Annotated in this window: 16 protein-coding genes; 8 read left to right on the top strand and 8 right to left on the bottom strand. The window is 41.8% G+C overall.

Going from position 1 to position 18,169, the window contains the following annotated elements; translation table 11 throughout:
• Positions 1-8: 8 nt before the first annotated feature.
• On the bottom strand, positions 9-839 hold the full coding sequence (gene cysT / locus N0B29_RS10085) for a sulfate ABC transporter permease subunit CysT (RefSeq protein WP_263833595.1): 831 nt from the start codon (positions 837-839) through the stop codon (positions 9-11).
• On the bottom strand, positions 836-1,855 hold the full coding sequence (locus N0B29_RS10080; protein WP_263833594.1) for a sulfate ABC transporter substrate-binding protein: 1,020 nt from the start codon (positions 1,853-1,855) through the stop codon (positions 836-838). The genes cysT and N0B29_RS10080 overlap by 4 nt, the downstream gene beginning before the upstream one ends.
• A 338-nt stretch (positions 1,856-2,193) precedes the next feature.
• On the opposite strand from N0B29_RS10080, the gene crcB reads away from it, so the two are divergent.
• The 3 genes from crcB to N0B29_RS10065 are packed head-to-tail and all read left to right on the top strand — an operon-like array spanning position 2,194 to position 4,077.
• Positions 2,194-2,583 (top strand): fluoride efflux transporter CrcB, encoded by a 390-nt coding sequence (gene crcB, locus N0B29_RS10075; RefSeq protein ID WP_263833593.1) that lies wholly within the window; start codon positions 2,194-2,196, stop codon positions 2,581-2,583.
• Positions 2,580-2,891, top strand: coding sequence for a DUF190 domain-containing protein (locus N0B29_RS10070; RefSeq protein WP_263833592.1), 312 nt, complete (start codon positions 2,580-2,582; stop codon positions 2,889-2,891). Before crcB ends, N0B29_RS10070 begins: the two co-directional genes overlap by 4 nt.
• 31 nt (positions 2,892-2,922) lie before the next feature.
• Positions 2,923-4,077: an MFS transporter gene (locus tag N0B29_RS10065; RefSeq protein ID WP_263833591.1), complete on the top strand. Its 1,155-nt coding sequence runs from the start codon at positions 2,923-2,925 to the stop codon at positions 4,075-4,077.
• Between the two features lie 150 nt (positions 4,078-4,227).
• Here N0B29_RS10065 and N0B29_RS10060 read toward each other — a convergent pair whose 3' ends face one another.
• The 6 genes from N0B29_RS10060 to N0B29_RS10035 all read right to left on the bottom strand — a co-directional run bounded on the left by N0B29_RS10060 (position 4,228) and on the right by N0B29_RS10035 (position 11,335).
• Positions 4,228-5,124 (bottom strand): formate dehydrogenase subunit gamma, encoded by an 897-nt coding sequence (locus tag N0B29_RS10060; protein WP_263833590.1) that lies wholly within the window; start codon positions 5,122-5,124, stop codon positions 4,228-4,230.
• 10 nt (positions 5,125-5,134) lie between these two features.
• Complete coding sequence (gene fdh3B, locus N0B29_RS10055; RefSeq protein ID WP_263833589.1) at positions 5,135-5,701, bottom strand: formate dehydrogenase FDH3 subunit beta; 567 nt, start codon at positions 5,699-5,701, stop codon at positions 5,135-5,137.
• 7 nt (positions 5,702-5,708) lie between these two features.
• Positions 5,709-8,534 carry a formate dehydrogenase subunit alpha gene (locus tag N0B29_RS10050; RefSeq protein ID WP_438874163.1) on the bottom strand — a complete coding sequence of 942 codons (2,826 nt, stop codon included), beginning with the start codon at positions 8,532-8,534 and terminating at the stop codon, positions 5,709-5,711.
• A 21-nt stretch (positions 8,535-8,555) separates the two neighbouring features.
• Entirely contained in the window at positions 8,556-8,759 is a 204-nt protein-coding gene (locus N0B29_RS10045; protein ID WP_025345967.1) for a hypothetical protein, read from the bottom strand.
• A 177-nt stretch (positions 8,760-8,936) separates the two neighbouring features.
• On the bottom strand, positions 8,937-9,656 hold the full coding sequence (locus N0B29_RS10040) for a TorD/DmsD family molecular chaperone (RefSeq protein WP_263833587.1): 720 nt from the start codon (positions 9,654-9,656) through the stop codon (positions 8,937-8,939).
• A complete protein-coding gene (locus N0B29_RS10035) occupies positions 9,653-11,335 on the bottom strand; it encodes a 4Fe-4S binding protein (protein ID WP_263833586.1) in 1,683 nt (560 codons plus the stop codon). Before N0B29_RS10035 ends, N0B29_RS10040 begins: the two co-directional genes overlap by 4 nt.
• A 206-nt stretch (positions 11,336-11,541) precedes the next feature.
• On the opposite strand from N0B29_RS10035, the gene N0B29_RS10030 reads away from it, so the two are divergent.
• The 5 genes from N0B29_RS10030 to selB are packed head-to-tail and all read left to right on the top strand — an operon-like array spanning position 11,542 to position 18,165.
• Positions 11,542-12,705, top strand: a complete 1,164-nt coding sequence (locus N0B29_RS10030) for an ABC transporter substrate-binding protein (RefSeq protein ID WP_263833585.1) — start codon at positions 11,542-11,544, stop codon at positions 12,703-12,705.
• 1 nt (position 12,706) lies between these two features.
• The gene (locus N0B29_RS10025) at positions 12,707-14,338 is read left to right on the top strand and encodes a sensor histidine kinase (RefSeq protein ID WP_263833584.1); all 1,632 of its coding nucleotides are present in this window, start codon (positions 12,707-12,709) and stop codon (positions 14,336-14,338) included.
• Positions 14,319-14,993 carry a response regulator gene (locus N0B29_RS10020; protein WP_263833583.1) on the top strand — a complete coding sequence of 225 codons (675 nt, stop codon included), beginning with the start codon at positions 14,319-14,321 and terminating at the stop codon, positions 14,991-14,993. Before N0B29_RS10025 ends, N0B29_RS10020 begins: the two co-directional genes overlap by 20 nt.
• Positions 14,990-16,330: an L-seryl-tRNA(Sec) selenium transferase gene (gene selA, locus N0B29_RS10015; RefSeq protein WP_263833582.1), complete on the top strand. Its 1,341-nt coding sequence runs from the start codon at positions 14,990-14,992 to the stop codon at positions 16,328-16,330. Before N0B29_RS10020 ends, selA begins: the two co-directional genes overlap by 4 nt.
• Entirely contained in the window at positions 16,330-18,165 is a 1,836-nt protein-coding gene (gene selB, locus N0B29_RS10010) for a selenocysteine-specific translation elongation factor (protein WP_263833581.1), read from the top strand. The genes selA and selB overlap by 1 nt, the downstream gene beginning before the upstream one ends.
• The last annotated feature ends 4 nt before the right edge of the window (positions 18,166-18,169 follow it).

Genomic DNA, 18,169 nt, shown 5'->3' with positions numbered 1-18,169 from the left:
CTCTTTTCCTATAAACTTTTTTCGCGACTGTAAATCTGAATAAGATTGATCAAAAGCAAAATGACGAATGTCGCAAGCAACATCACGGTTCCTACTGCCGTCGCGCCCACATAATCAAACTGCGAAAGCTTGGTCACGATGATGAGCGGTACGATCTCACTCACAAAGGGCATATTGCTTGAGATAAAGATGATCGAACCGTACTCACCCAGAGCTCTTGCGAACGAGAGTGCAAACCCTGTTAAAAGAGCTGGCATTAACGAGGGTAAAATCACCTTTGTAAAGGTTTGCAACCATGACGCACCCAAACTTGTCGCCGCCTCTTCAAACTCTTTTTCAAACTCCTCGATGACAGGCTGAACCGTGCGTACTACAAAAGGAAGCCCGATGAAGACGAGTGCAACCACAACCCCCGCCCTAGAATAGGCGATCACGATGCCTAATGGATCTAAAAGTCTACCGATCCAACCACTTTGCGCAAAAATTGCCGCTAGGGCAATACCCGCAACGGCGGTTGGAAGTGCAAAAGGCAAATCAACCAGTGCATCGACAATTTTTTTACCAAAAAAGTTATACCGAGCTAAAGTCCACGCGACAATCAGTCCAAAAAAGAGGTTGATAACCGCCGCAATAAGACTTGCGCCAAAACTCAGTTTAAATGAAGCCAGAACTCTAGGGTCAAGAATGACCGCACCAAATTCGCTCCACGAAAGTTTCGTCGTATAAAGCAGTAACCCTCCGAGTGGTATGAGCACTAAGAGGGTCACATAGGTCAGGCTAAAGCCGAGCGTCAAGCCAAAACCTGGCAAGACACTCGGTTTTCTAAATTGCCACTTCATCGCTTGATTGAAGCGAAGATCTTGTCAAACTCGCCACCATCGGCAAAGTGTTTTTTCTGAGCTTCACCCCATCCGTTAAAGACAGCATCAATCGTAAAGAGTTTCAGTTTTGGAAAGGTTGACTCTGTCTCTTTAGCAATTTCAGGATCAGTTGGACGATAGTAATTTTTGGCTGCAATTCTTTGTCCCTCTTTAGAGTAAAGGTACTCAAGATATGCCGTTGCTACCTCTTTTGTCCCTTTTTTCTCCACATTTTTATCGACAACACTCACACTTGGCTCTGCAAGAATACTCACACTGGGGACAACGATTTCAAATTTATCACGACCTAGTTCGTTGATAGAAAGAAAGGCTTCATTTTCCCATGCCAGTAGCACGTCACCAAGTCCACGTTGAACAAAGGTGTTCGTAGATCCACGAGCCCCTGAGTCAAGAACAGGAACGTTGGCATAGATTTTGGTCACAAACTCTCTGGCTTTCTCTTCACTGCCGTATTTTTCAAGTCCATAACCCCAAGCCGCTAAATGGTTCCATCTAGCACCTCCTGAGGTTTTTGGGTTTGGCGTGATGACTTTGACATCAGACTTCACTAAATCATCCCAGTCTTTAATGCCTTTTGGATTGCCTTTACGTACCAAAAAGACGATAGTAGAGGTATACGGTGCACTGTTATGCGCTAAACGTTTTTGCCAATTAGGATCAATTGCTTTTGCTTTTTGGGCGATGGCATCGACATCATAAGCAAGTGCTAAAGTGACCACATCAGCATCCAACCCATCAATGACACTTCTGGCTTGTGAACCCGAACCACCATGAGACTGACGCACAGTTACATTATCGCCTTTAAGCTCTTTCCAGTGTTTGGCAAAGGCTTGGTTGTACTCTTTGTAAAACTCTCTGGTTGGGTCATACGAGACATTGAGCAAGGAGATGTCTGCGGCGTGAATAAAAGGCGCTACGAGCGCCAAAACTGCTATGGCTACCCCAAAGAGGTTGTTTGATTTGAAGAATTTCATATTTTTTTCCTTTGTGTTACATTATTTTTTGAACGGCACATGGCAAAGCCCCTATGCCTACGCTGGCCGCTAAGGCGCTGAAGCTTGCCTCTTACGAGGCAGAAATTTTTACAGTTGTAAGGCGTTTTTTTAGCAACACATCAGAAAAAAAACATGAGCACTATTCCCATGAATAAGGGAAAAATGAGACTTCATGGTTACCTCCTTGTTTTAAATTGACGAAATAATAGCAGGTTTGTTTTGAATTGTCAAGAATATCAAGCGATTTACTAATGTATAAAATCTTTTTAGTCTCTTTTATGTTATAATCTTTTTAAATTTGTAAAAAGGTCTTTTTGATGTTTTACACCGTTTTGGCTATTTTTTCAGGTGCTGGTTTTGGCGCACTTTTACGCTGGTTTTTGGGAACAAAACTGAACAGCATTTACCCTTCTATTCCACTAGGAACTTTGAGTGCCAATCTCATTGGCGGTTATCTCATCGGATTATTCATTGCTTTTTTTGCTTCCAACACAGCCCTTGCACCCGAATGGCGACTTTTCATCATCACAGGTTTTTTAGGTGGACTCACGACGTTTAGTACCTTTAGTGCAGAGATCGTCACCCTTATTCAAGAAGGACGTCTAAGTCTTAGCATTGTGGCAGCCCTTTTACATGTAATGGGTTCGATCACTATGACACTCCTTGGCATTGCCAGTTATACCCTACTTCAAAAAGGAAGCTTATGAAAGGTTTTCAACTCGTTTTTTCAACGCTGCAAAGCCGTAAACACCCAAACGGCGAGCACATCAGTCATTGGCTTGTTGACGTTTCTGAAAAAATTGGAATCAAAGGTGTCACGATTCTTCATGCCTCACAAGGCATCGGAAGAGATGGGAAACTACACTCATCCACATTTTTTGAACTTGCCGATGAGCCGCTTGAGATCATTATGAACGTTAGCGAAGCCGAATGTGAAAAACTCTTTGCTCTTTTAACCGAAGAAAAATTGGGACTTTTTTACACTAAAACTGCCATAGAGTATGGCACCCTTTAGTCTTTAACATCTTTACATGTAAAGGCCGGAAATGATCTCAAAAAACATCATCGCTCTTGGCGTTAACAGCTTTTTTACGGACTTTTCAACAGAGATGATTTTGCCTTTATTGCCGCTTTTTTTAGAGCGATTTTTGCATGCTAACAAAAGTGAAATCGGGCTTATAGAAGGTGTTGCTGAATTTGGTGTTGCTTTATTGATAGCGCTTTCTGGCTTTATGTCTGATCGTATGGGAAAACGCAAAAACCTTGTGCTTTTGGGTTATGCCCTTTCCAATCTCATCAAACCCTTAGCTTTTTTTGCACAAAGTGCAGGCATGGTCGCCCTTGTGCGCTTTTCAGACCGTGTCGGCAAAGGCATTAGAAGTGCGCCAAGAGACGCTCTCATAAGTGCTTTTGTGACGCCCAAGACAACAGGGCTTGTTTTTGGTTTTCATAAGATGATGGACAGTGCAGGCGCTATTGCTGGCTCACTCTTTGCGTTTTTTATGCTGTGGTATTTAGGAGAAAAAGAGAGTACCTTTAGAACTGTTTTTTTACTTAGCATCATTCCTGGTCTTCTCTCTTTGGTCGTCATTCTTTTTTGGGTCGAAGATGCCCCTTTTACGCCCGCTCCTCTTAAAGCCTTTCGCCCCAGTGCCCTTTCAAAACCTTTTTATCTCCTTGTCCTTTTTCAATCGCTCTTTGCACTTGCTAGTATGAACTACGCCTTTATGATCCTCAAAGCGGAAGAACATGAGACTCTTTTAGCGCTTATCCTTCTTCTCTACACACTCTACAATGGAACATTATCGCTCAGTGCCATACACATAGGAAAATTTGCAGACCAGTACGGAAAACCCCTTTTATTGGCACTTATATACCTCTTCTTTGCTATAGCCACCGCACTAATGAACTATGGCGGTGAAATCGGAATTTGGCTTGGGTTTGCGATTTATGGTTTTTTTGCAGGTGGGTTTAATTCTCTTGCAAAAGCGATTATTGCAGATAATACACCCAAAGAGCTCAAAGCCAGCGCTTATGGCGTTTACTACTTTAGTATCGGTGTTTGCACCCTTCTTTCACTGAGTATTGGAGGATGGTTATGGGACACCATTGGGAGTTCTTTACTTTTTACAATTTCAATGAGTATCGCTTTTATACTCTCTTGTGCACTTTTTTTAGTGCGTCACTCGTTCAGAGAATAATCAGATAAATCAATACGGAAAGCCTTAAAAAAAGACTTTCCATACTTTACATGTAAAGCTTACATGTAGAATTATTCTGCCTCGAAAGAGGCAAGCTTCAGTGCATAGTGCAACGTAGCTTTTCAAGCTTGGCTTGGGAAGCGTGTAAAATCAAAACTTACCCTGATCTTTAAGCTTTTTATACCATGTACTGTGAAGAATCTTCACTTCTTCTTCAACATACCCTGTAATAATACTCTGCACTGCTCCTTTAATAGCGAACATAGACATATACACATGGGTAATAAAGAGTGCTACCACGGCAAATCCCATCACATTATGAATGATTGCTGCTGCTCTTAGCAGGTCTATTTGAGACAGACCGGTTAGATCATGCAACATTTGCATTTTAAAGTCTAGGAAGAACATTATGGCACCACTAAGTATCATGGTAATACCACCTAATATGGCTACCCAGTACCACATCTTTTGACCGGCATTAAACTTACCTGCCAAGATTGGTTTTTTCTCTTTAGAGAGGTAACCTCCTAGGATCATAAACCATTTAATATCATCGAGATTAAAGAGAGCTTCTTTAAGCCACATAAGTGCCATTGGGATGACCACGATGGTAAAAGGTATGGTAAAGATGCCATGAAGGTTCTTTGCCATTCTCACCAAGGTTCCACCTCCAAAGAAGTCACCAAAGACGATGATAAATCCTGTGGGTACGATCACCAAGAAGCTGACGGCTGCTACTTGGTGGATTATTCTATTATAGAGATTAAAGGCATAGTATTTCTTTGCACTGTGTGGAAAGACTTTAGGTCCTATAATCTTATAATGGATAAAGAAAGCTAAAGGAACTCCAATTAGAACTCCTAGGAATATCCATGCGAAGTATTGATGCTGTAACATGGTAAACAAAGGTCCTAAATGGGTACTTCCCTCTTTATCGTATCCTAAAATATTTTGTATGCGCATCTCACCCCAGATTTGGCTTTCAGTGGCAAATGCCACTGATGCCAAACTCAGAGCTGCAATGATCATAGTTACATACTTTCTCATTGCTGCTCCTTTAAGCGCCTCGTCCTCGACCTACGACCCTTTTGCGGTAAATCGCAGAAACACTTTCCGCGTCACCCACAAGAAGGGCATTGGTAGAGCAGATAGATGCACACATCGGTACTTTTCCCTCTGCAATACGGTTTTGACCGTAAAGTTCTCGCTCATGAACCGAGTTTGTCTCCAAAGGACCTCCGGCACACATGGTACATTTATCCATTGCCCCTTTAGCACCAAAGGCACCATCTCTTGGGAATTGTGGAGCACCGAATGGACATGCGTACAAGCAGTAACCACAACCGATACATCTGTTTTTATCATGAAGAACGATGCCGTCCTCTCTGATATAGAAACAATCCACTGGGCATACTTGCTCACACGGTGCGTCTGTACAATGCATACAGGCAATGGAAGTCGAAATTTCTTTACCTTCTACGCCATTAAACAGCGTAATAACCTTACGTCTGCTAATGCCTGTAGGAAGATCGTGCGCTTCCGCACAGGCGACTGAACAGGCAAAACATTCGATACAACGGTTCGTATCACAATAAAATTTCATTTTTGATAATTCACTCATCATCCACCCCCTATGCTTTCTCGACGCGGCATAGACCGGCGTTGAACTCTGAAATTTGCGTGATCACATCAAAACCATAGTTTGTGATAGTATTTGAACTCTCACCGATAGCATACGGTTTCGTACCTTCTGGGTAATTCGCACTCAAATCGATTCCTTGGAATATACCCGCAAAGTTATACGGCATACAGATACGATCCGGTGTTACACTGTGATTATGGTAGGCTTTAACCTTGATTTTGGTACCTTGAGGCGCATGAATCCACATCATGTCACGATCTTTAATGCCATGACTGAGTGCCAAATCTGGGTGAATGTTACAGAACATCTCTGGCGTAATCGCTGAGAGATATTTACTTGTACGCTCTAGCATTCCAGCACCACTGAGGTTAACAACCCTCATACTGACCAACATGGTTGGGAACTCTTTAGACCAGTCTTGTTTTTGTTGCTCAGACTTAAATTTTGTCTCAACACGGAAGTTTTTAGGCTGATCTTCATAGGTTGGATATTTCGCAACCAAATCCCAGCGTGGTGAGTGGATCGGCTCTCTATGCAATGGCACTGGATCTGGGAATTCCCAAACGATGGTACGTGCTCTTGCATTTCCGTAAACACACACACCCGCTTCACGCGCTTTTTGCTGAATGAGTCCACTAAAGTCCATCGCCCAGCTTCCGCCCATTTGTGCTTTTTCTTCCTCGGTCAATGTAATGCCAAGCACTTTTTCGATGTTCTCTTTAGTGAGTTGTGGATAACCACCCTCAATTTTTGAGCCCGCAACGGTTACGCTCTTATCGGCGAGTTGGTTCACACCATTGTGCTCCAAACCAAAGCGATTTCTAAAGCCCATACCACCCTCAGCCACAGGCACATCACGACGATAAAGAATCGGAGAACCCGGATGTTTGTCATCCCAACACGGCCATGGAAGACCGTAATACTGACCTTTCATGACTCCTTTTCCTTCTAGGGTAACAGGATCGAACATGTGCCAATTTTCTTGATGGCTACGAAGTCTCTCAGGAGTCCAGCCACTTAAACCAATGGATTTGATCGTTCGAGCAATCTCACGAACAGCGTCATCTGGCCATTTGAAGTCATTTTTGACTTGAACGACTTTACCCTCTTTGACATCCATTTTCATACCCTGAACAAACTGATCATAGAAGCCAAATTTTTTCGCGAAAAGGAACATAACCTCTTCGTCTGTTTTGCTCTCATAAAGAGGCTCAACGACTTTACTTCTCCATTGAGAGGAGCGATTGGTTGCGGTTACAGTTCCTTCACTTTCAAACTGTGTTGCCACAGGAAGAATGTAAATGCCATCTTTGCGACTGGTTAAAACAGCGGCTTCATTGACAAATGGCTCTGCAATGACGACGAGATCAAGTTTGTCAAGCGCTTCTTTGATTTTCGCTTGTTGAGACATGGAAGTAATACCCGTTCCTTGAATCCAAACGGCGCGAACGGGGGCAGAAGAGTATGTTTTCACCTCTTGAAGAACACCTTGCCACCATTGAGAAAGCGAGTACCCTTTTTCATTCATCCATTTTTTCTCAAAGAATCTGCCTTTGAGCCATTCGTAATCCACACCCCAAGACTGCGCGAAGTATTTCCAAGCTGGGTCTTCAAGACCATAATAGCCTGAAAGTGAGTCTGCAAGGTTACCCATATCGGTTGCACCTTGAACGTTGTCGTGTCCACGAATGATGTAAAGTCCACCACCTTTTTTACCCATGTTGCCAAGAGCAATTTGAAGGATTGGAAGGATTCTCGTATTTGATGAGCCCACACTGTGCTGTGTAATACCCAGTGACCATGCAATAGCGCTTGGTGTATTTTGAGCAAAAAGTGTTGTTGCTTGAATGATTTGATCGACGGGAATGCCTGTAACATCAGAAGTAAGTTCGGGTGTCCATTTGGCAGCTTCCACGCGGATTTGATCCATCGCGTAAGAGCGTGTGTCGATAAATTCTTTATCTTCCCAACCATTTTTGAAGATGATGTGAAGCATTCCGTAAACAAACGCAATGTCTGTACCTGAACGAATACGTAGGTAGAGATCTGCTTTTGCCGCACTCCTTGTATAAATTGGATCAACAACGATCAATTTTGTACCATTACGGTCTTTTGCTTGTAAGAAGTGTTTAAATCCAATAGGGTTCGCAACGGCTGAGTTTGCACCAATCATCATAATGACTTTTGCATTAACCGCATCACCAAATTGTTGTGTCATAGCACCGTATCCAAATGTATTCGCAGCACCTGCGACGGAAGCACTATGTCAAATTCTAGCTACGTGGTCAATATTGTTTGTTCCCCACATTGCAGCAAATTTTCTAAAATAGAAAGCCTGTTGCAAGCTGAATTTTGCAGAACCTAAAAATTCTACGATGTCTGGGCCATTTTCGGCGCGCATTTTAAGCATCTTATCTGAAATCTCGTTAACGGCTTGATCCCAACTGATTCGTTGCCATTTTCCATCGACTTTTTTGAGAGGATACTTAATACGTTGTTTGCTCTTAACCAAATCAATCTGGTCAATGCCTTTACAACAGTGGCTTCCCTCGCTAATTGGGTGATCCCCAGCCACATCTTGGCGAACCCACACACCATTTTGAACTTCGGCGATAATACCGCAACCTGCAGAACAGATACTACAAATCGTTTTAACTCTCTTTGACCCTGGGAATGGATTTTTCACTTCTTCTTCGGTGGCTGGTCTGATTGAGTCGCTGGATGCAAACGCTGTTGTTGCTCCAAAACTCGCTCCGATGGCCGCCATTTTTAGAAATGATCGTCTTCCCATGTGCAAAGAGGCGTCTTTTAACATCTCTTTACTCATCTAATCTCCTTAGACTGCCGCGTGATAATACGCGTCCCAATTGGCTGTTTTTGTGTAGAGAATCTCTTTTTTCTTCGATTTTCCCTTAACAACACCATTACTTCCTGCTGTTTTTGCACCTGTGTCACCAGCAATTGCTCCGACACTCACCGTTGCAGCGACTGCACCAACGCTCAGAGTTTTTTTAAGAAAACTCCTTCTTTGATCTTGCATGGTCATTTTCTCCTTGCAGAATTTCTCTTTGAACACCAAAGAGAGAGCTCAAAAAACCACTATTTTTTCAGCTCTAAATCCTTTACATGTAAAAATTTTACATCTATGCAAAATAAGCATATTAATATCTGTGAAAGATCGTAGATATGCCCTCTTGGCATATCTACATGTAAACCGTTAAAGTACGAACTCTTCCATATTTTTCTTAGGTCTTGGCGTAATCGGTTTGCGTGTTTTTTTAAGCTCTTTCGTAAAGATGCGTGGTGCTTCATCTTCTTTTTCTTTGGTTGGTTTTTTCACATCCAAATAGAGTCGTTCGAGCGCTATAAACGATTGCATGACAACCGCAAATTCTTGGTAAAAAGAGCTATTTTCATGTGCATGAAGGGCAAGAATGAACTCATCCACAAACGGATTGAGAATGTTCACAAACACTTCACGAGAGAGCTGGGCGCTCTTCTCATTGCCATTTAACTCTTCTTCAATCATCTTTTGCAAAAACAGAACAATAAAACCGATGTGATCCTCAAGCTCTTTAAACTTTTCGTTGTCGCGTCTATAATTGGAGCTTAAGACATAATTGACCATCTCCAAACGTTTTTTTCCATCATCACGATTTTCTAAAAAGAAAGATGCTGTTACAGGAATGTACGCAGAATAGGGGCTAAAGAAAACCGTATCGCTCTCTTCTTTAAGGGAATCATATCCTTTAGTAATAAGCAATTTTTGCATATTACTAAACGCTAGTTTACTCTCATCATCCAGTGGATTCTGAGCTAAAAGCTCAATCGTTTTTTGAATAAGTTCAAGATCATTGTGGTTATCAAAAAACGTTAAAAGTGAGGCAAAGAGCCCGTAATAAACGGCTCTTGCTTTATTAATTGCCTCTTTATTCATAGGCTAAGTCCTTTATTTTCATTTTCCATGTGGGCTTTAAACATCACTTTGGGTTTACACGCCGCACAGCAATAAAGTGTACGAAGTTTTACTTCATCATCGCCAAAGAGTGGCGTCATAATGGCTGCGATTTTTTCTACCGCTTTAACGGTCGCAAAAGGCATTCCGCACTCAAGACAGGTGAAAAGCTCATCTTTTGCCATAACGCGCTGAGAGAACCAACTTGGTTTTAAACTGATCTCATCTTTAATGACGGTGAGACAATCCTTCTCAGGACAGGTCACTTCACAATAGCCACAATTCGTACAAATAGACGCGTTAAAACGCAATGAATTATCTTCAGGGTGTGCCGTGAGTGCTCGTACATTACACGCTCCCACACAACTGAGACACAAAGTACACTTACTCTCATCTATTTTAATATCGCCGTAATGGACATGTTCACCCGTTTTCACCACACCTAAATCTTCACCATCCACTAAATGCGCAAGGCGCGCAGAGAAAATCTCACGTTTGCGAAGCTCCTCTTCATTGATGCCGTACATGCACTCAGGAATGCTCTGCAACCCTTCAAAAATACGCGCCAAATCAGCACTGTCTTCACACACATAAATGGCTTTTTTGTGGTACTTTCTCTCAAAAATTTCATTGAGAATGCGAATGACATCCCCCGTACCTTTAGAGATAAAATCGGTATAGAAAATGATCGGATTGCCACTGGTTTGAAGCAGATTTAAAAGATGCGCCTCATGCAAATACTTTTCACCCTCAATCATCAAAGGTAAAACGCCCTCTTTCAAAGGAATGTCAATCAAGCCTAAATCCATTTTATGCGGAATAATGAGCGCCGTTGAACCTTTAAAATAATCACTCAAATGCGAAAAAGCAATGCGTGGCATCTGCGTATAATCAAGCGCTCCACTTGGGCATACGCTGATACAACCGCCACACCCATGACAGTCAATGTGTGAGAAGACTAAATGCTTAGTCTCATCTTCTTTTAAAATCGCAACCGTTGGACACACCTCAGCACATTTACCGCAAATCTCTTCGCGTCTTTCATGGTACTGGCAGATGGAAGGATCGTAGTTGATATAGTTTTTATAGTGGTACTCGCCTTTGTTGTCACGAAGTTTTTTAAGCGCACCTTCCAAACCAAGAAGTGCTGGGTCATACACACCACTTTGTTTCATGGCAAACGTTGGAGCGTTCCACCAAAGAATCTGATCGCACTCTAATTCAAGGAGCTCATCCTCTTTTTTAAGCGTTACATGTAAATCTCCGATGTGCCCATTGACGTCTAAAACCATTGAAGGCGAAAGAAGCATCACGGTAAAATCTTCATCCCTAAGCTCTTCTTTAAGGGCTTCATGGCTTGCATCATCAGTAACAATCAAAACTTTAGTGCCTACTTCTTGTGCGTAGTCCATATCTTGCGCAAAGTCAAATCCAAGTGCGCGCATCGCGTAAAGTTTTGTAACATTTTTAATTTTTTGGGCAATGCTATCGCGCGATTGTTGGAGGTAAAAATTGATCTCTGGCGCGTAAATAATCGCTTCTGCTTCAGGGTCATTGGAGACAAGATATTCACCTTTAGAAGCCGTTTTGACAAGCGCTATCTCTTCGCTGAGTGGAAAGTCTAAGCCGATATTATCGTAAAAAACATACTCTTTTTGCATTGTGTTTCCCATATTGGTAAATCATAGTTTACCGAATTGTAAAATGAATTGGATTAAATGGTTCTTAACAAGACAAAGTTTATCGGCTCTCCAATACGTTATATATTTGTATATATACAAAGTATTAAGAGGTGTTGACTCAATTAGGTTGCGTTAATCTTCTTAAGCTATAATAGTTTCAATCAACGATTAAAGGTAATTCTATCTTGGTAAACAAAAACTTTCTGATTCTAAGTTTTTCAGCCTTAGGCGTTATGGTATTGATGTTTTTCTTTAACCCTTTTTTTAAAAGCACGGAAAGAAACACCATTCTCCTTGGCGCATCCTTACCGCTGAGTGGTATCAATAGCCACTTAGGGAAAGATGTCGTCGTTGGAGCCAATACCTATTTTAGCCATACCAATGCTAGAGGCGGTGTACAAGGTAAAAAGATCGAATTTATCCAGTATGATGACAAGTATGAACCAGAAAATACCTTTAGCAACACCATAAAACTAATTACCAAAGACGACGTTTTCGCCCTTTTTGGCTTTGTCGGAACACCTACGGTTAAACGTGTTCTTCCTCTCATTACACAAAGCGATATCCCTTTCATTGCACCTTACACAGGTGCTTCATTTCTACGCACCAAAGATACCGACAACATTGTCAACTTTAGAAGCTCCTACACCGAAGAACTTGATGCTTTAGTGGAGTATTTAACCCAACAGAAGAACATTACCCGTTTTGCGATCTTCTACCAAAATGATGATTATGGCGAAGAAGGGTACATCGCCCTTTCCAATGCCCTCTCAAAACGCAACTTGCAACTCATTGCAGAAGGTACGTATAAACGCAACACCCTCTCCATTCGCCATGCTATCCATGAGCTTGAAGCGGCAAAACCCGAAGCCATCATCCTCGTTGGCGCATACAAGCCAACTGCTCGATTTATCGAAAAAATGAAAGAATATGCTTCCTCAAAAATCATTTTTTGCCCTATCTCTTTTGTCAACGCTGACGCACTCATGAATGAGTTACACGGCAAAGGTGACAACATTCTCTTTTCGCAAACCGTTCCCTCTTACGATGATTTTTACTCTAAAGAAGCGGTCGAATATCTTAAAAATCTTGCTTTTTACTACCCAGAGGAGAAACCTTCTTTGGTCTCTTACGAATCGTATCTTGCGGCAAAAGCAGTGGTCACAGCACTTAGGGCGATCAATGGAACCATTACACGTGGGAAATTTTTAGATAAACTCAAACATGTCCCAACCCAAACACTCGATAACATTCCACTCTTTTACCACCATGCCCAACTGCTCAATCAAGTCTATCTCTCAAATTATGTGAATGGCAAATTTGAGATCATCCAAAAGTATGAGTATTAAGATGACATTTGTAGAGTTTATTAACCAAAAACTAGAGACCATCAAGTTTTCTAACAAAACGAAGATTCTCATCTTTATTATTTTAAGCGGTACGATCACCATTGGTTTTTTGATGTTCGTCTCTATTTTTGCGCTCAAATACGACTATGAAACCCTCTTTCAAAAACACACGCAACCGCAAGTTGACCTTGAAGAGATTAAAGACAATTACCGTGTCAATATTGCAGAAACATTGCGGGACATCAGAGAAAAGCAGATCAGCAACAACGATGCCATCGAGGTCATTTTCTTAGCGCAACAGATCGTTCACAAACAGTGGAACAGCTACCAATTTGCCACCAACCGTCAAATCGGCGGTCTTCCTTATTTTGCAAGCAAGTGGCTCAGTCTCTTTTTGGTGACACCGGACATTCCTGAAAAAACGATCTTCCAGCAAGGTATTGTGGAAAAAATCAGTGTCAAAATGCAGAGCATTGACACCAAAATCAACATTATGCTCGAACTGTTAAAATACTCCAAAACCGAAGAAGCTAGCTTTTTAATTGACGATATTATGCTGGAAGCTAACTCACTCAATATTTATCTCTCCAGCCTCATTACCACGCACCTAAAGCAGGCTATTACAGAGAAACAAGTCAACGACAGCCTCTTTCAAACGAGCACCGTTATGCTTATTCTTCTCATCGGTATGATTTTCTTTTTTATCACCATGGTGCTTTTTATCATTATCAACCACTTCAAAAATTTGCACAATTACCTTGAAGAGAATGTTTTAATTAAGACCAAAGAGCTTCGTGACCTTAACGATTCACTGGAACTTCGCATTAGACGTGAAGTTGAGAACAGCCGTAAAAAAGATAACATCATGTTCCAACAAGCCAGACTGGCAAGTTTGGGCGAAATGCTGCAAAATATTGCGCACCAATGGCGTCAACCACTTGGCTCGCTGATGATGATTATTCAAAGTTTTGAGAGTAAGTTTTTAGCAGGAAAGCTCGATGAGCCTTTCATCTCTTCCCGTGTTAAAGACGCTCAACTGCTCTCTTCAAATATGTCCGATACCTTAGAGGATTTTCGTACGTTCTTTAATCCCAATAAAAGCAAAAAAGCCTTTCGCATCAAAGAGGTGATTCAAAAAGCAATTGATCTTTCCAAGTACCAATTGGAAAAAGAGGAGATCTTTCTTGCACTTTTTATCAAAGATGATTTGGAAGTCTTTGGTTTTAAAAATGAGCTTATTCATGTACTTCTCAATCTCATCGGTAACTCAAAAGATGTTTTAGCCAGCAAAACGGACCAAAATAACAAGATTATTCATATCATTGCCAGACAGAGCATTGATCGCATTTTTATCAATGTGATCGACAATGGCGGTGGTATAAAAAGTGATATAATACCCAAAGTTTTTGACCCCTACTTTACGACCAAACACAAAAGCGTAGGCACTGGAATCGGGCTTTACATGTCCAAACAGATGGTCGAGAAACACATGCACGGAAAGATTACATGTAAAAATATTCGCCATAAATTAGGCACTAAACTTTTTTGGGCATGCAGCATGTTTACCATAGAAATACCAAAAAAACATATCAATACAAATAAGGGTGATGACGATGAACAAGCGCAATTTTGAGCTACTGGGTAGTTTTTCCATTCTTTACATCGAAGATGAAGCGGATTTACTGAAGCATACCACCTCTGTTTTAGAGGATTTTGTCAAAAAGATCTACCCTGTTCAAACCATTGAAGAAGCTTTAGAAGTCATCAAAACGGAAAAAATAGATGTCATCGTTGCCGATATTCACCTCAAATACAGCAATGGTCTGGACTTTCTGCGCATGGTTAAAAACGACCTTGAGATTGAACTTCCCTCCATTGTGACCACCGCATTTACCGATACCGAGTACCTGCTTGATGCGATTAAACTTCATGTCGATAATTACATCATCAAACCTGTTAACATCAAGGAGCTCCTAAACTCTCTGCACGATGTATTGCTGCCAAAAATTCAAGCCAAAGAGATCGAACGTTCTTACAACATCATCAAAACCATCTCCGCAGTGACCGATAGTAAGCAAGTAGAGATCATTCGTTTTATCATTAAAAATTTGGATAATGACAATATGCTCAACTACTCTTACAGCGAAATTATGGAGCAAGTTGATGTCAGTAAACCCACCGTCATCAAGCTTTTCAAACAGCTGGGAGATCAGGGAATTCTCACGAAAATTCAAAACAAAAAATACCTCTTTGATGAGACCAAACTGCCACTTCCGGGGGACGCATGAACGCATTAAGATCACTTCCTAAGATTGACAAGTGTCTTACGCATCCGCTTTTTGAAGGCGCTAATGCAACCTTAGTCATGAAAATTGCCAGAACAAAAATTGAAGAAATTCGTCAAGCACTGATCAACCAAGAGATCAAGAGTTTTGATGAAGAGACTTTAATGTGCGAAATCAAAAAGGATTATGATGCCCTCTTTGAGCCTTCACTCAAACCTCTCATCAATGCCACGGGTGTCATTTTACACACCAACATGGGCAGAAGTCTCATCTCTAAAACCTTGTTGGAACGTGCAAGTGACGTCATCTGCAACTATTCTAATTTAGAGTACAACTTGGAAATGGGTAGCCGAGGTGAACGCTATGAACATGTCAGCACTCACCTGAGGGAGCTTTTAAATGTTGAGGATGTATTGGTGGTCAACAACAACGCCTCAGCCGTCTTTCTCATCTTAAATACCTTTGCCAAAAACCAAGAAGTTGTGGTCTCAAGGGGCGAACTGGTCGAGATCGGTGGTAGTTTTCGCATCCCTGAAGTCATGAAGCAAAGCGGCGCACTTTTAAATGAAGTGGGCGCGACCAATAAAACCAAAATCACCGACTACGCCAATGCCATCAATGAAAATACCGCAATGCTCATGAAAGTGCATCAGTCCAACTTCTCCATCGAAGGATTTAGCGAAGATGTGCCTTATGAAAACCTCAAACAACTTGCCGCAAACCATAACCTTTTGGACTACTACGACTTAGGGAGTGGCTATGTGCCAAAGCTGCCGTACAACTTGGGCAACCGTGAACATTCCCTCAGCGAAATTCTTACATGTAATCCCTCACTGATCAGCTTTAGCGGTGACAAGCTTTTTGGAAGTGTTCAAGCGGGCATTATCGCGGGGCGTGCTGACTTGATCGCAAAGCTTAAAAAGAATCAACTGCTTCGTATGCTTCGTGTGGATAAAATCACTCTAAGTCTGCTTGAAGAGAGCATCAAAGCGTATCTGAGAGAAGAGTATGAGCAAATTCCAACCCTTTGGTTACTCTTTAGAAGTGTCGAGGAATTGGAGCAACGAGCGTTACATGTCAAAGAGAAAATTGGCAACGAAGCGTGCGAAATCGTAAAGAGCGAAACCTATATGGGTGGTGGCACACTGCCAAACCGACGCTTTCCTACCATCGCTTTACATGTAAAAGGAAAAGCCACCGTTTTAGAGCGAAAATTTCGAGAATCGCACGTTATCGGACGCATTGAGAATGAGCAATTTTTACTTGATTTTCGCACCATTCTTCCAAGTACGGAAGAAAAACTTATCACTATCATAGAAAATATTTTAGGCAAGAAATAATGGAATACATCATCGTTGGAACGGCAGGACATGTTGATCATGGAAAAACTGCGCTTATAACGGCACTTACAGGCTTTGAAGGCGACAGTCTCGAAGAGGAAAAACGCCGAGGCATTACCATCAACCTTAGTTTTTCTTCCATGCAAAATGAGAACAAAAATGTCGCGTTCATTGATGTTCCCGGACACGAAAAGCTGTTAAAAAACATGATCGCAGGGGCGTTTGGATTTGACGCAAGCCTTGTGGTGGTGGATGCCAATGAGGGCATAATGCCTCAAACCAAAGAGCATTTGGAGATTTTGAATCTTTTACATGTAAAGAACATCATCGTAGCGCTCACCAAAAAAGACCTTGCCCCCATTGAAGTCATAGAGCAACGCACATACGAAATAACCGAGCATCTCAAATCCCTTAAAAACCTTCACCTTGTTGAGATCATCCCCGTGAGCGTGTATGAGCCATCCACCATTCAAACCCTTAAAAATGCACTCTTTGCACTACCGGTAACGCCTAAAAAAAGCAACGATCTCTTTCGCTACTACGTCGATCGCTCTTTCTCCATCGCGGGAGCGGGTACGGTTGTTACCGGAACGGTTTTGGATGGGGTGATTAAAGTCGGAGAAAAGCTTTTTGCACCTGAACTAGAGAAAGAGTTTGTCATCCGCAACCTTCAAGTCCACGACCACGATGTTGAAGCTGCCTATTCGTCTCAGCGAACCGCCATCAATCTTCAAAATGCCCAAAAAACCTCTTTTGAAAAAGGGGCATTGTTGTGTAAAAAAGGGTTTATTCGTGGTTTTGATGTCGCCGATGTCTGGGTAGAGAGCATTGGTGGACACCCTCTCAAACACAACTCAAAAGTCATCTTGTATGTGGGTACAAAGCAAGTTGAAGCGCGCATTTTGTTTTATGAAAGTGAAGATAAGGCAGATAAAGGCTACGCGAAATTGCAATTTAACCATAAGCTCTTTTTAGTTCATGATGAGCCGTTCATTATCTGCTCAAGTGGTCGTACCATCGGTGGTGGACGCATCCTGAACCCTATTAATGATCCTATGAAAAAAAGGGTTAAATTAGAGCTTCTAAGAGCCCTAGATACCAAAGATTTTAAAAGCGCGTTTACCATTTTGGTCGAGATGCACAAACACGGTTTTGGACTGATCTCTTCTAACCAACGCTTTGGGCTCAATCATGACGAAGCCCTTAGAATCGCGCATGAAATGAGTGACGTTTTTGTCGATGAAAAGGGCTTAGTACTCTATCCTGTCACAATGCAAGAAGAGTTAAAACGCATCGTTCAAGCGATTTACACTAAAAATGCTTACGCCCTCCTTTCGGCAAACTCACTCTCAATGAAGCTCAAATGGGCGAGTGTTGCTTTGGTGGAGAGTGTACTGCAAAAACTGAGTGATGAAGGCATGCTAGACTTTGTAAATGGCGTCTATAAAAACGCGCAAATAGAGATTGATAACATTGAAACGCTCATCGAAGATAAGATTTATGACATTTTGCAAAAAGCAGAATTTATGCCCGATGCTCCGTACAACATCTACGATGAACTTGACATTGACCGTAAAATGGGTGATGACGCACTCAAGAACCTCACACGTGCTAAAAAAGTCGTACGCCTAGAGCACAACCTCTTTGTCACCACAACCGCTTTAAGTGCTATGATGGCGCACCTAAGGGATATTATGCGCAAAGAAAACGGCATCGACATCAAAGCTTTTAAAGAGCACTTCGATATGAGCCGAAAATACCTAGTCGCCTACCTTGACTACCTCGATAACTTTGAAGATGTAAAAAAAGAGGGAAATAGAAGGGTACTGGGGTAGAATT

Source organism: Sulfurospirillum oryzae (assembly GCF_025770725.1).
In the GTDB taxonomy this organism is placed as follows: domain Bacteria; phylum Campylobacterota; class Campylobacteria; order Campylobacterales; family Sulfurospirillaceae; genus Sulfurospirillum; species Sulfurospirillum oryzae.
This window is presented reverse-complemented; position numbering and strand designations above follow the sequence as displayed.